Raw genomic sequence first — 12778 nt, forward strand, 5'->3', positions numbered from 1 at the left:
GCAGGCCGGTATCTCCAACCACAAGGATCGAGCGGCATGAGCGTGATGATCAAGGAAAGCCCGATCAGCGAAAAAGCGATGATCGAGGAAGCCGAAAAGGCGCTGGCCGACATCTCCAAGGTCCGCGACGCGGTCGGCCGGGTGATCTTCGGCCAGGAGGCCGTCGTCGAGCGCACGCTGGTGGCGCTGCTGGCGGGTGGCCATGCGCTGCTGGTCGGCGTGCCGGGCCTCGCCAAGACCAAGCTGGTCGAGACGTTGGGCATCGTGCTCGGCCTCGATTCACGCCGCGTCCAGTTCACGCCCGACCTGATGCCGTCGGACATCCTCGGCTCCGAAGTGATGGAGCAGGACGAGTTCGGCAAGCGCTCCTTCCGCTTCATTTCCGGACCGATCTTCACGCAATTGCTGATGGCGGACGAGATCAACCGCGCCTCGCCGCGCACGCAGTCGGCGCTTCTGCAGGCAATGCAGGAATATCACGTCACCATCGCCGGCGCCCGCCACGACCTGCCCTCGCCTTTCCATGTGCTGGCGACGCAAAACCCGCTGGAGCAGGAAGGTACCTATCCCCTCCCCGAGGCCCAACTCGACCGCTTCCTGATGCAGGTCGACATCCTCTATCCGGAGATCGAGGCGGAGCGTCGCATCCTGCTCGAAACGACCGGGGTCGATGAGGCAAAAGCCGACAACGTGCTGCAGCCGGCCAGGCTGAGGGAAATCCAGACGCTGATCCGCCGCATGCCGGTGCCGGAAAGCGTCGTCGCGGCGATCCTCAAGCTGGTGCGGTCGGCCCGGCCGGGCCAAGGCAATGTCGAGACTGACAAGCATGTCGCATGGGGGCCGGGCCCGCGCGCCAGCCAGGCGCTGACCCTGTGCGCCCGCGCACGCGCCCTATATGATGGCAGGTTGGCGCCTTCGGTCGACGACGTTCGCGCTTTGGCCGAACCCGTGCTGCAGCATCGCATGGCGCTGACTTTCGCCGCCCGCGCCGAAGGCACTTCCGTGCGTGACGTGGTGGCGAAGCTGGCAAAAGGCATCTGATGGGTCGAATAGGCGAGGTCCAGGCACCGGTTGCGACGCGCGACGCGCTCGCCCGCGGCCGGTTGCGGGCTTCATTGGTGCCGGACCTGCTGGTCGAGGCGCGCCGTATCGTCAACACGGTGATCGCCGGCTGGCACGGCCGCCGCAAGCGCGGCATCGGCGAGAATTTCTGGCAGTTCCGGCCCTATGTCGAGGGCGATTCCTCGCGTATCGACTGGCGCCGCTCGGCGAGAGACGACCATACCTATGTGCGCGACCGCGAATGGGAAGCCGCGCATACCGTCTGGCTCTGGGCCGACCCTTCGCCTTCCATGCTCTACAAATCCGCCACGGCTAGCGTCTCCAAGGAATCACGGGCGCTGGTGCTGGCGCTCGCCCTGGCCGAGCTTTTGTCGCGCAGCGGAGAGCGCATCGCCTGGCCGGGTCTGACCGATCCGTTCACCGCCCGCAACGGCGCCGAGCGCATCGCCGCCCAACTGAGCCACGCCGCCGCGCTGCCCGCCAAGCCGGATCTGTCGGCCATCCGCCGCTTCTGCGATATCGTGCTCGTCAGCGATTTTCTCGATCCGGTCGAGGAAACCAAGGCCTGGCTCGACGTGCTCGCCCGCCACGGCGTGCGTGCGCATCTGATCGAGGTTGCCGATCCGGCTGAGGAAACCTTCCCCTATGCCGGCCGCACCGAATTCACCGATCCCGAGACCGGCGACAAGCTGACCGCCGGCCGCGCGGAGATGCTGGCCGAGGAATATCGGCTGCTTTACCGGGCCCGCCGCGAGGAACTGGCCGCCTGGTGCAAGCGTCTCGGCTGGAGCTACACCGTCAACCACACCGACCGCCTCGCCTCGGAGGCGCTGGTGCACATCCATATGGCGATGACCGCCGACGGCACCGATTTCGCAAAGGCGGTCGCATGAGCTGGCTGCCGCTTTCCTTCGGGGCGCCCATGGTGCTGTGGGGCCTTCTGGCGCTGCCGGTGATCTGGTGGCTGCTGCGCCTCACTCCGCCCAGGCCGCAGACGGAGGTTTTCCCGCCGCTGAGAATCCTCGCCCGGGTCCTGAGGCGCGAGGAAACCCCGCAGCAGAGCCCGTGGTGGCTGACGCTGCTTCGGCTGCTGATGGCGGCGCTCGTCGTCATGGCGCTGGCCGAGCCGGTCTTCAATCCGCGCGAAAAATTGCCGGCGGAAGGTGCGGCCCTGGCACTTGTCATCGACAACGGCTGGGCGAGCGCCGCCGACTGGAACAAGCGCGTGGCCACCGCCGAGCGGCTGATCGCCGACGCCGGTTCGAACGGCGTGCCGGTCGTCATCGCCTTCACCGCCGAGAAGCCCAACGCCGAGATCGGACCTTTCGACGCTTCGGCCGCGCTCGATCACCTGCGCGCCGCCAAGCCGCGGCCGATCCCTACCGACAGGCTCGCCGTCTACGCCCGCGTCGCCGCCGCGTTGGAGCGCCTGCCGGGCGCCAGCGTCGCGGTGCTCGCCGACGGACTTGCCGCCAAAGGCGATGAGGCCGCTTTCAAGACGCTGCTCGAAAAGAACGCGACCCGGCTGGTCTGGGCCACATCCGACCGGCCGTCCGTAACCGGCCTGATCGGCGCCGACAACCAGGTCGACGGTTTCGCGCTGACCGCCATTCGCGCGCCTGGCAACCCGGCGCCGGCGCAGGTCACCGCGGGCGCCTTCGACGACAAGGGCCGCCGCATCGCTGATGCGACGCTGACCTTCGCGCCGGGCGAAGCCACCGCCACGGGGACGATGGCGGTTCCCTTCGAGCTGCGCAACGATTTCGCTTCGATCGCGCTCGACGGCGAGCATCAGGCCGGCGCCGTGCGCGTGCTGGACGAGAGTTCGAAACGCCGCCGTGTCGGCCTTCTGTCGCAGGCCGAAGCCGACCAGGCGCAGCCGCTTCTGTCGCCGCTCTATTACATCCGCCGCGCCCTGCAGCCCTTTGCCGACCTGGTCGAGCCGTCGAGCGCCGATCTCGCGGACGCCATTCCGCAGCTTCTCGACCAGAAGCCGGCGATGATCATCATGGCCGACGTCGGCACCATTCCGGCGCAGGTCAAGCAGTGGCTGGTCGACTGGGTCGACAAGGGCGGCACGCTGGTGCGTTTTGCGGGTCCCCGCCTTGCCGCGGCCGGCAATGACGACGATCTTTTGCCGGTCAGGCTGCGCAGCGGCGAGCGCGCGCTGGGCGGGGCGCTGTCTTGGACGACGCCGCAGGCGGTCACCGAATTCCCGAAGAACGGTCCCTTCGCCGATCTTTCTCCGCCCTCCGAGGTGACGGTCAGCCGGCAGGTTCTGGCCGAGCCGACGCCCGACATCGTCGAGCGCACATGGGCCACGCTTGCCGACGGCACGCCCCTGGTGACGGGCATGAAGAAGGACAAGGGCACGCTCGTGCTCTTCCATGTCACGCCCGAGGCGACCTGGTCGAACCTGCCGATCTCCGGCAGCTTCGTCGAAATGCTGAGACGCATCGTGCAGCTGTCGCGCAACCAGGGCGCCGCGATCGCCAATGCCGAGGCCACCTCCGCATCGCTCGCGCCCTATCGGATGATCAGCGCCGACGGCATGCTGACGCCGCCCTCGCCGGATGCCCGGCCGCTGGTGCCCGGCGCCGGTCCGCTGCCGGTGACCTTGGAAAATCCGCCCGGCCTTTACGGCTCGGAGACGGGCGTCTTCGCGCATAATCTGCTCGACGCGTCGAGCACGTTCGCGCCGCTTGTCCGTCCGCAGGTTTCGCTGCCGGTGACAGCCATCCCTTACGCCTTCGATGAATCGGAAAACCTGAAGGGGCCGCTGGTCGCCATCGCGCTCCTGTTGATGGCGCTCGACACTTTGGCCGTGTTCTGGATGGGCGGCTTGCTGGCACGCCGGCCGCGCCGCGCAGGCACGGCGGCGACCGCCGCGGCCGTTCTGGCGGTGCTGGGCGGCCTTTTCGGCCATGCCGATCTTGCCCGCGCCGACGATTCGAAGCCAGGCGACGGCCAGGCGATCGAGGATATTTCGAAAACCCGCATCGCCTATGTCATCACCGGCGAGCCCGGCGTCGATTCGATCAGCCGCGCCGGCCTCGAGGGCCTCACGCGTTTCCTGATCGAGAAGACCGCGCTCGAACCCGGTCCGCCGGCCGGCGTCGACATCGCCAAGGACGAACTGTCCTTCTTCCCGCTGATCTACTGGCCGATCGATGCGACGGCGCCCATGCCGAGCCAAGCGGCGATCGCCCGCATCGATGCCTATATGCAGCAGGGCGGCACTGTTCTGTTCGACACGCGCGACCAGTTTTCGAACGGCATCGGCGCCGGCTCGGCGAGCCCTGCCACCGAGCGGCTGCGCGACATCCTCGGCAATCTCAACGTGCCGCCGCTGGAGCCGGTGCCATCGGACCACGTGCTGACCAAATCCTTCTTCATCCTTCCGGAATTCCCCGGCCGCTTCAACGGCAGCCCGCTCTGGGTCGAGGCCTCGCTCGATGCCAGCAACACCGAGAACCGTCCCGTGCGCACCGGCGACGGCGTGTCGCCGATCATGATCACCGCCAATGATTTCGCCGGCGCCTGGGCGATCGACGAGAACGGCGATCCGATGCTGCCGACGGTGCCGCCGGACCCGATGCAACGCGTCTACGCGCTGCGCGCCGGGGTCAACATCATGATGTACATGCTGACCGGCAACTATAAATCCGACCAGGTGCATGTGCCGGTGCTGCTGGAACGGCTGGGGCAGTAGATCATGAACTGGTCGATCTCCTTCGAACCGCTCGTCTCCTGGCCGCTCTTCGGCCTGCTCTTCGTGCCGTTGCTCTTGCTGGCGCTGGTCGGCCTGTGGTTCCGCCAGCGCGGCTCGGCATTACGCTTCGTCGCGCTGCTCGCGCTTGCCGCGGCTTTGCTCAATCCCGTTTTCCTCGCCGAGGAGCGCGAGGCGCTGAAGAGCGTCGTCGCCGTCATTGTCGACCGCAGCCAGAGCCAGGACATCGGCGACCGCACCAAGCAGACCGACGAGGCGTTGGCCGGCCTCGAGCAGCGTCTTGCCCGCTTCAAGCAGTTCGATGTCCGCGTCGTCGAGGCCGGCAAGTCCGAAGCCGCGGACGACCGTACCGAAACCAGGCTGTTCAGCGCTCTGGAGGGCGCCTTCCGCGACGTGCCGCCGTCGCGCATCGGCGGCGCCGTGATGATCACCGACGGCGAGGTGCACGATGCGCCTGCCGGTACGCCGGAGTTCAACGCGCCGCTGCATGCGCTGATCACCGGAAACGAGCATGAGAAGGACCGCCGCATCCGTTTCGAGAATGCGCCGCGCTTCGGCCTCGTCGGCAAGCCGCTCGACATGACTTACCGCGTCATTTCAACGGAAGGCGACGGCGCGCCGGTGGACGTGCGCGTCTCGGTCAATGGCGAGCAAGTCTCGGTCGAGCACGCGACCGTCGGCCAGCCGATGAAGCTCTCGGTCACGATCCCCAATGCCGGCCGCAACATCGTCCAGCTCGGCATCGATCGGGAGCCCGGCGAGCTCACCGACGCCAACAACCGGGCGATCGCCTTGGTCGACGGCATCCGCGAAAACTTGCGCGTGCTCCTGGTGTCCGGCGAGCCGCATGCCGGCGAGCGCACTTGGCGCAACCTTTTGAAGTCGGACGCATCGGTCGATCTCGTCCATTTCACCATCCTGCGCCCGCCGGAAAAGCAGGACGGTACGCCGATCAACGAATTGTCGCTGATCGCCTTCCCGACGCGCGAGCTGTTCGTCGAGAAGATCAAGGATTTCGACCTGATCATCTTCGATCGCTATCAGCACCGCGACGTGCTGCCGATCCTCTATTACGACTACATCTCCGAATATGTCGAAAAGGGCGGCGCGCTTCTGATTGCCGCCGGCCCCGAATATGCCGGCGAAAACTCCATTGCCCGCACGCCGCTCAACGCCGCGCTGCCCGCCATGCCGACCGGCGAGGTGGTGGACAAGGCCTTCTATCCGCGTCTGACCGATCTCGGCCAGCGCCATCCGGTGACGCGCGGGCTCGACGGCTCGGCAAGCGAGCCGCCGCATTGGAGCCGCTGGTTCCGCACCATCGGCGTCAAGAACCCGGAAGGTGAAGTGGTGATGAAGGGTGCCGACAACCGGCCCCTGCTGCTGCTCGACCGCAAGGGCGAAGGCCGTGTCGGCATGCTCTTGTCGGACCAGGGCTGGTTGTGGGCGCGCGGCTTCGAAGGCGGCGGCCCGCATGTTCAGCTCTATCGCCGCATCGCCCATTGGTTGATGAAGGAGCCGGAGCTGGAAGAGGAACGGCTGACTGCCGACGGCCGCGGCATGGTACTCGAAATCCGCCGCCAGACGATGAGCGACGATCCGGGTCCCGCCCAGGTGATCACGCCGTCCGGCAAGACCGTGACGGTGAAGCTCGAGAAAGCCGAGCCCGGCATCTTCACCGGCAGCCTGCGGACCAGCGAAATCGGCCTTTACCAGATCGGCAATGGCGATCTCACCGCGCTTGCCCATGTCGGCCCGATCAACGCGCCGGAATTCTCCGACGTGATTTCGACCGAGGACAGGCTGAAGGCGCCGGCCGAGGCGACCGGCGGCAGCGTGCGGCGGTTGGCGCCCTCATCGACGCTCGCCAATCTCGCCGGCGGCGTGGCCTTGCCGTCGATCGTGCCGGTCCGCTCCTCGGCGGCCGCCTCGGGCGACGATTGGATCGGCCTGCGCACGACCGACGACAGCACGCTCAAGGCCGTGTCGCGCGTGCCGCTGTTCGGCGGCTTCCTCGGCCTCGGCCTCTTGCTGCTCGCCATCGGCTCGATGTGGTATCGCGAAGGGCGATAGCGCCACCTTCCCCTTCTTCCCTTGCGGGAGAAAGAGAGGCGCCCCACCCCTATTCTTCCGGCTCGGTCGTGAACAGCAGCGGATAGCCCTTGGCCTTGCCGGCGTCGGTCGCGCGCGCCGCCTTGGTCTCGGCGACGTCGCGCGTGAACACGGCGACCACGCACACGCCGCGCGTATGCGCGGTGATCATGACGCGGTGCGCCTGATCCTCGCTGAGCTTGAATTCGCCCTTGAGCACCGTCACCACGAACTCGCGCGGCGTGAAATCGTCGTTGACGAGGATGACTTTGTAGAGCTTCGGCCGCTCGGTTTTCGGCCGCGTCTTGGTGCGGGGTTTGAGGACGGTTTCGGGCATCGGAATCCACCAGTGATGAACTGGGTATTCATTTCACTTTGTCACGCAGGGACGCGCACGTCCATTTGCCTGCGCAACGGCAACGGCCGAGGCGATGAAAACTCTATGTGGGGAAGCGTTGCCCGCCGGTCAACGGCCCTGCCGTCCAGCCGTGCGCGGCCTGCCGGGGCCGCCCGATCCGCGCTCCAGCAGCGCGAAGAGCATCCAGGCGACAAAGCCGACCATCGTCGCGCCGGTCAGCACGAGCAGGATCCAGGACTGCGCCGGGGTGATGTAGTCGAAGCTCGAAGAGATCAGCGGAGCGAACAGCTCGGGCTCGGTCCTGCCGCTGGCGGGATCCGGCACGGGGCTTGCGGTGAAGATGATCAACGATCGTGCGGCCGCGGTGACGATCAGGCCGCCGAGTGTCAGCGAACGCATCAGGGACGAAAACCGCTTCTTCATGCGGATTGTCCTACAGCACCGGCATTGCAATCAGGTTAAGGGCCGCAACAGGCGTAGCGGAAACTGCCGGTTGAGACGGCTCCCCCTCGCGCGTAAGCCGCCCCGGCCGAAATGGCCGGAACGGCTTTGCAGTGCCGAAGCCGGGATCAGGTCTTCGGAGCGTCCTTCTTGTCGGTCTTCTTGACGACCTTCTTCGCAGCCTTCTTGTGCTTCTTGGCGGTCTTCTTGACGACTTTCTTCGCGGTGCTGTCGGCCGGAGCGGTCGTGGTGGTCGCGGTCGAGGCAGCCGGAGCGGTGGTCGTCGTCTGGGCGTTGCCGAGAGCCGGCATCGCGAAGGCGAGAGCAACACCGAGGCCGAGGGCGGAGAGGATGGACTTCTTCATGGCTTCATTTCCCTTTTTCTTGCAGATCTGGATGAGCGTCACTGAGCGGGATCGATCGGCGTCACTCCAAGCAGCTTCAAAGCATTTGCGAGCATCCGGATTCCCTGTGCCTGTTTCTTGTTGGCGCAGAACCGGTTTCCCCTTCTTTGCAGTGCTTTCGCCGCGGTGACCTGCGTTGCCGCGGCATGGGTTTCGAGGGCTTCGTCAACCTGACGGCTCAGATTGGTGCAGCGCTCGGTCCGGGTGAGCGGGGCGACCTTTGCGGTGGAGGCGCCGGCTGCGGCTGTGATGAGCGATATGCTGAGCAAACCACCCATCACGCTGATCCAGAACCTCTGCATTGGTCTCGCCCGTTACTCCGGAAAACTTGCGTTGCAGCCGATGACCTGACCGCCACGGCACCGGTTATGACCTTGAAATTTTTCACCAGTTTTTCCCGACTGTAGAATTTTGTTTCTGGATTGTTTCTGGGGAATCCGGCCGGCGCGGCGGTCGCGGCCACTGGCCAAGATGTGGCCCGAATTCTATCGTGTGGGTATTCGCGAAGGGATGTCCGGCCAAAATAGGATGATAGGTTTCGAGTGAAATCCGATGCGCACATACTGATCGTCGACGACGACAAGGGCATACGCGACCTGCTGCAGGAGTTCTTCCAGAAGCGCGGCCTGCACACGACGGTAGCCGGCGACGGCACAGAGATGGAAGCGATCCTGCGCCGCACGCCCGTGGACCTGATCGTTCTCGACGTGATGCTGCCCGGCAAAAGCGGGCTTGAGCTTTGCCGCGAGATCCGCGCCAACTACACGACGCCGATCATCATGCTGACCGCGGTCACCGAAACGACCGATCGCGTGGTGGGCCTCGAAATGGGCGCTGACGACTACGTGCCGAAGCCTTTCGATCCGCGCGAGCTTCTGGCCCGCATCCGCGCCGTGCTCAGACGCAACGGCAGCGCCGAGCCGCGTCGTCCCACCGCCAAGCAGATCTACCGTTTCGCCGGCTGGACCATGGATTGCGGGCGGCGCCGCCTGACGGCGCCCGATGATGTCCGGGTGGAGCTAACGATGGCGGAGTTCAACCTGCTGCAGACCTTCGTCAAGAGCGCCCAGCGCGTGCTTACCCGCGAGCAGCTGATCGAGCTTTCCGGCGGCGACACCGGCTACAGCTTCGACCGCAGCGTCGACATCCTGGTGAGCCGCCTGCGCCGCAAGATGGAAGACGACCCGAAGACGCCCAAGCTGATCCTGACCGTGCGCAGCGGCGGCTATCAGTTCCTGCCCGAGACCACGTCCGAATGAGACGCTTCCTGCCGCAGACGCTGCCAGTCTGGGTGCTGCTCATAGTCATTGCCGGCCTGATGATCAGCCAGGTGGCGACGCTCTACATCGTGGCGCGCGACCGGGCCGCCGCCAACAGCATCGTCGATCTCTACCGGCTGAACGACCGCGCCTACTCGCTGGTGCAGCTGATGCATGACGCCACGCCCGAAGAGCGCAAGGCGACCGCGTCGGGCCTGTTCAACTCGACCTATGCGCTGACGGTTTCGGACACGCCCGCCGTCACCTCTTCGATCGCCGGCGACGATGAACTGGCCGAGTTGGAGGACATCCTGGTCGGCCGCCTGTCGAAATTCGGCATCACCGACGCGCGCGTGCGACGCGATCCCGCCACGCAGGAATCCGATGTGCCTGACGGCGAGGCGACGAACAAGGATGTCGGCCAGGTCGAGCGCGACCTTCTGGTCCTGGCAGCGGATTTCGCGCAAAGCGACAAGCTGACCGCCTCGCTGCGCTTTTCCGACGGGCAATGGCTGAATTTCACCGAGCCGATCACGCCGGCGGGACCAATTCTGAGCGTCGACAGCCTGCCGCTCTACTCGCTGATCGCCGGTTTGATCGTCATCATGTCGATCTGGTCGCTGCGCCGGCTGACCGCGCCCTACCGGATGATGGAAACGGCGGTGACGCGCATCGGCAACGACCTGAAAAGCCCGCCGATCGCCGAGAGCGGCAGCCGCGAGATCCGTGCCGCCGCGAAAGCGATCAATGCCATGCAGATGCGGCTGCGCGATTATGTCGAGGATCGCGAGCACCTCGCGGCGGCGTTGGCGCATGATCTGCGCACGCCCCTGACACGCATGCGCCTCCGCCTCGAACTGCTGCGCAAGTCGCCGGCGCGCGAGGCGCTCGCGCACGACCTCGCCGAGATCGAAAGCATCGCCAGCTCGGTCATCGACTTCGCCAAATTCGAGGTGACCGAAGAAAAGGCCGAGCGGATCGATTTCTGGTCGCTGGTGGAATCGGTGGCGGACTCCTTCGACGGCGCGTCCTTCGACGAAGACGTGGTTCCGTCGCGCGGCCTGATCTGCATCGCGCGACCGGTGGCTCTGCGCCGCTGCGTCACCAATCTCATCCAGAACGCCGTGACTTACGGCAAGAAGGCGCATCTCGGCGTGCGCCGATCGGGCGACACGATCACGCTGTCGATCCGCGATGAAGGCCCCGGCATTCCGCAGGCGAAGCTGGACGCGGTATTCGGCTCCTTCGTGCGGCTGGAGGAATCGCGCAACCGCACCACCGGCGGCCTCGGCCTCGGCCTCACCATCGCCCGCAACATCGCGCGCGGCGCCGGCGGCGAGGTCAATCTTTCCAACTACCCTGGCGGCGGGCTGCTGACGGAGCTGAGCTTGCCGGTGGCAGCTTGAGTCAGCAGGCGGTCATCCCGCCGCATTGAGCCACTGGATCGACCGCCCCTTCCTTGTGATAGTGCGGCCCGCTTGGTTACGAGGGAAATCCACCCATGTTCTACGCCGTCCTTGCATATCACGCGGAAGACACCGTGCAGTCCTGGACGCCCGACGAGGATGCGGCGCTGATGAAAGACCTGCTCGAGGTCAACGACCGGCTGACGCGCGAGGGCAAGCTCGGGCCGGCGGCCAGGCTCGACGCGACGGCCAAGGCCGTGACCCTGCGCGGCCCAGGCGATGGCATGGTCATCGACGGTCCCTTCGCAGAGACGAAGGAACAGTTGCTCGGCCTCTATGTCCTCGATTGCGCGAACCAGGACGAGGCGATCGCCGCGGCGCGCGATCTCAAGCGCGTCAACCCGACCGCCGTCTACGAGATCCGGCCGATCATGCTCTATTTGCCGGGCGCAGCGCTGCAGGTTGGTTGAGATACGCTTCGCCCGCATGTTTCAGATCGGTGTGGCGGCAGCCGCGATTTCCCGTCCCAGCCGGAGCATCTCTGCGACCAGCAGGTCGAGATCCTCGCGGCGGGTGCGGTGATTGGCGATCGCCACCCTCAGGCAGTGCCGGCCATGCACGGTTGTGTCGGACAGAGCCGCGATGCCCTCTTCCTGGAGTCTCAGCATGATCTCGGTGTTGAACGCCTTCAGGCTTTCCTCCGACGCGCCATCCAGCCGGTGGCGGAAGCTGACGATGTTGATGGTGGTCGGCGCCATCAGCTCGAACGACGGCTCCGCCTCGATCAGCTGGGTGAGGTAGCGGGCCTGGGCGATGTTCTGGTCGATCAGCCGGCCGAACTTTTCGACGCCATGCTCCTTCAGCGCCATCCAGATCTTCAACGCGCGGAAACCGCGCGATGTTTGTAGCCCGTAATCGTGCAGCCACTCTCCGGAGGCGAGGCCGCGCGGCCTCGATTCCAGATATTCCGGCGTGACGGCAAAGGTTTTGCGATGCTGGGATGCGTCCCGCACCAGCGCGCAGCCGGCTTCGAATGGCGCGTGCAGCCATTTGTGCGGATCAAGCGCGATCGAATCCGCCTGTTCGATACCTGCGACGAGCGATCTGTTTTCAGGTGCGATGGCGATCAGCGCGCCGATGCAGCCGTCGATATGGAACCAAAGGTCCTCCTCGGCAGCCAACACCGCCAGCGCCTGCAGGTCGTCGATCGCACCGGTGTTGACGGTGCCAGCCGTGCCGATCACGCAGGCCGGCTTGAAACCCGCCTCGCGATCCTCCGCGATTGCCGCTTTGAGCGCGGCGATATCGATGCGCAGACCGGCATCGGTCGGAATCCGCCGCAGCGCCCGATTGCCGAGCCCGAGCGCCTCCATCGCCTTGCGGTGACACGAATGGACCTGGTCCGAGGCGTAGTAGCGCAACGGCTTCGGCATGGCGCCGACGCCACGTTCGCGCACGTCGATGCCGGCCTTGACGTTGCGCGCCACGGTCAGACCGATGAGGTTGGCCATCGAGCCGCCGCTGACCAGCGTGCCGCTTGCCAAGGCCGGAAATCCGACCATCTCCTTCATCCAGTTGACGACCTGACCGTCCATCAAGCCAGCGGCATGGTTGCCGCCCCCGAGATTGGAACCCTGGATCGCGGCAAGGAAGTCGCCGAGCGCGCCGGTGAAGTTGCTGGCCCCCATATACCAAGACCAGAAACGCGGATGGATGTTGCCCATCGGGTAAGGCATCACGTTGCGGGCGACATCGTCATAGACGTCGGCAATGAGCATCGGCTCGCGCGGCAGCGGCGCAGAAAAGAAGGCGCGGATATCGACCGGCATCTCGCGCCACACCGGACGGTCCCGGACATCCCTGAGATAAGCGACGGCGTCCTCGACGATCCGGTGCGAAAGGGCCTGCATATCGGCCCAATCTGGTGGATCGAGCGTTTCCTCCGCGACAACGGCTTGCTGCAGCGTGTCCATCAGTTTCTCCCCCGAGACATGCGAATCGGCCGCGGCGCCGCCGACCCGACGGGA

Annotated in this window: 12 protein-coding genes; 7 read left to right on the forward strand and 5 right to left on the reverse strand. The window is 65.9% G+C overall.

Translation table 11 applies throughout. The features are described 5' to 3' along the window. Window positions 1-36: 36 nt before the first annotated feature. The 4 genes from ACVMIM_RS29820 to ACVMIM_RS29835 are packed head-to-tail and all read left to right on the forward strand — an operon-like array spanning window position 37 to window position 6865. Entirely contained in the window at window positions 37-1041 is a 1005-nt protein-coding gene (locus tag ACVMIM_RS29820) for an AAA family ATPase (RefSeq protein WP_476116351.1), read from the forward strand. Then, window positions 1041-1955 (forward strand): DUF58 domain-containing protein, encoded by a 915-nt coding sequence (locus ACVMIM_RS29825; protein ID WP_476116353.1) that lies wholly within the window; start codon window positions 1041-1043, stop codon window positions 1953-1955. Before ACVMIM_RS29820 ends, ACVMIM_RS29825 begins: the two co-directional genes overlap by 1 nt. Next, window positions 1952-4774 carry a DUF4159 domain-containing protein gene (locus tag ACVMIM_RS29830; protein WP_476116355.1) on the forward strand — a complete coding sequence of 941 codons (2823 nt, stop codon included), beginning with the start codon at window positions 1952-1954 and terminating at the stop codon, window positions 4772-4774. Before ACVMIM_RS29825 ends, ACVMIM_RS29830 begins: the two co-directional genes overlap by 4 nt. A gap of 3 nt (window positions 4775-4777) precedes the next feature. After that, a complete protein-coding gene (locus ACVMIM_RS29835) occupies window positions 4778-6865 on the forward strand; it encodes a hypothetical protein (RefSeq protein WP_476116357.1) in 2088 nt (695 codons plus the stop codon). A gap of 49 nt (window positions 6866-6914) precedes the next feature. Here ACVMIM_RS29835 and clpS read toward each other — a convergent pair whose 3' ends face one another. The 4 genes from clpS to ACVMIM_RS29855 all read right to left on the reverse strand — a co-directional run bounded on the left by clpS (window position 6915) and on the right by ACVMIM_RS29855 (window position 8388). Next, window positions 6915-7220, reverse strand: coding sequence for an ATP-dependent Clp protease adapter ClpS (gene clpS, locus ACVMIM_RS29840; RefSeq protein WP_040996915.1), 306 nt, complete (start codon window positions 7218-7220; stop codon window positions 6915-6917). Window positions 7221-7349: 129 nt separating this feature from the next. Continuing rightward, window positions 7350-7664, reverse strand: a complete 315-nt coding sequence (locus tag ACVMIM_RS29845; RefSeq protein ID WP_476116359.1) for a hypothetical protein — start codon at window positions 7662-7664, stop codon at window positions 7350-7352. A gap of 146 nt (window positions 7665-7810) precedes the next feature. Next, on the reverse strand, window positions 7811-8047 hold the full coding sequence (locus ACVMIM_RS29850; RefSeq protein WP_476116361.1) for a hypothetical protein: 237 nt from the start codon (window positions 8045-8047) through the stop codon (window positions 7811-7813). A 38-nt stretch (window positions 8048-8085) separates the two neighbouring features. Beyond that, the gene (locus ACVMIM_RS29855) at window positions 8086-8388 is read right to left on the reverse strand and encodes a hypothetical protein (protein ID WP_476116362.1); all 303 of its coding nucleotides are present in this window, start codon (window positions 8386-8388) and stop codon (window positions 8086-8088) included. Between the two features lie 240 nt (window positions 8389-8628). Here ACVMIM_RS29855 and ACVMIM_RS29860 point away from each other — a divergent pair, with 240 nt between their 5' ends. From ACVMIM_RS29860 to ACVMIM_RS29870, 3 genes are all read left to right on the forward strand, one after another. After that, window positions 8629-9345, forward strand: a complete 717-nt coding sequence (locus ACVMIM_RS29860) for a response regulator (protein WP_476116364.1) — start codon at window positions 8629-8631, stop codon at window positions 9343-9345. Then, window positions 9342-10751: an ATP-binding protein gene (locus ACVMIM_RS29865; RefSeq protein ID WP_278049315.1), complete on the forward strand. Its 1410-nt coding sequence runs from the start codon at window positions 9342-9344 to the stop codon at window positions 10749-10751. The genes ACVMIM_RS29860 and ACVMIM_RS29865 overlap by 4 nt, the downstream gene beginning before the upstream one ends. A gap of 95 nt (window positions 10752-10846) precedes the next feature. Then, window positions 10847-11221 (forward strand): YciI family protein, encoded by a 375-nt coding sequence (locus ACVMIM_RS29870; protein WP_476116366.1) that lies wholly within the window; start codon window positions 10847-10849, stop codon window positions 11219-11221. Window positions 11222-11242: 21 nt separating this feature from the next. On the opposite strand, the gene ACVMIM_RS29875 is transcribed toward ACVMIM_RS29870, so the two are convergent. After that, a complete protein-coding gene (locus ACVMIM_RS29875) occupies window positions 11243-12724 on the reverse strand; it encodes a pyridoxal phosphate-dependent decarboxylase family protein (protein WP_476116368.1) in 1482 nt (493 codons plus the stop codon). Window positions 12725-12778: the final 54 nt, after the last annotated feature.

Source organism: Mesorhizobium sp. USDA 4413, from assembly GCF_056280365.1.

Excerpts from the sequence above, each read along its gene's own strand:
- ACVMIM_RS29820 (WP_476116351.1), top strand. The coding sequence starts at position 37 with ATGAGCGTGATGATCAAGGAAAGCCCGATCAGCGAAAAAGCGATGATC.
- ACVMIM_RS29825 (WP_476116353.1), top strand. The coding sequence starts at position 1,041 with ATGGGTCGAATAGGCGAGGTCCAGGCACCGGTTGCGACGCGCGACGCG.
- ACVMIM_RS29830 (WP_476116355.1), top strand. The coding sequence starts at position 1,952 with ATGAGCTGGCTGCCGCTTTCCTTCGGGGCGCCCATGGTGCTGTGGGGC.
- ACVMIM_RS29835 (WP_476116357.1), top strand. The coding sequence starts at position 4,778 with ATGAACTGGTCGATCTCCTTCGAACCGCTCGTCTCCTGGCCGCTCTTC.
- clpS (WP_040996915.1), bottom strand. The coding sequence starts at position 7,220 with ATGCCCGAAACCGTCCTCAAACCCCGCACCAAGACGCGGCCGAAAACC.
- ACVMIM_RS29845 (WP_476116359.1), bottom strand. The coding sequence starts at position 7,664 with ATGAAGAAGCGGTTTTCGTCCCTGATGCGTTCGCTGACACTCGGCGGC.
- ACVMIM_RS29850 (WP_476116361.1), bottom strand. The coding sequence starts at position 8,047 with ATGAAGAAGTCCATCCTCTCCGCCCTCGGCCTCGGTGTTGCTCTCGCC.
- ACVMIM_RS29855 (WP_476116362.1), bottom strand. The coding sequence starts at position 8,388 with ATGCAGAGGTTCTGGATCAGCGTGATGGGTGGTTTGCTCAGCATATCG.
- ACVMIM_RS29865 (WP_278049315.1), top strand. The coding sequence starts at position 9,342 with ATGAGACGCTTCCTGCCGCAGACGCTGCCAGTCTGGGTGCTGCTCATA.
- ACVMIM_RS29870 (WP_476116366.1), top strand. The coding sequence starts at position 10,847 with ATGTTCTACGCCGTCCTTGCATATCACGCGGAAGACACCGTGCAGTCC.
- ACVMIM_RS29875 (WP_476116368.1), bottom strand. The coding sequence starts at position 12,724 with ATGGACACGCTGCAGCAAGCCGTTGTCGCGGAGGAAACGCTCGATCCA.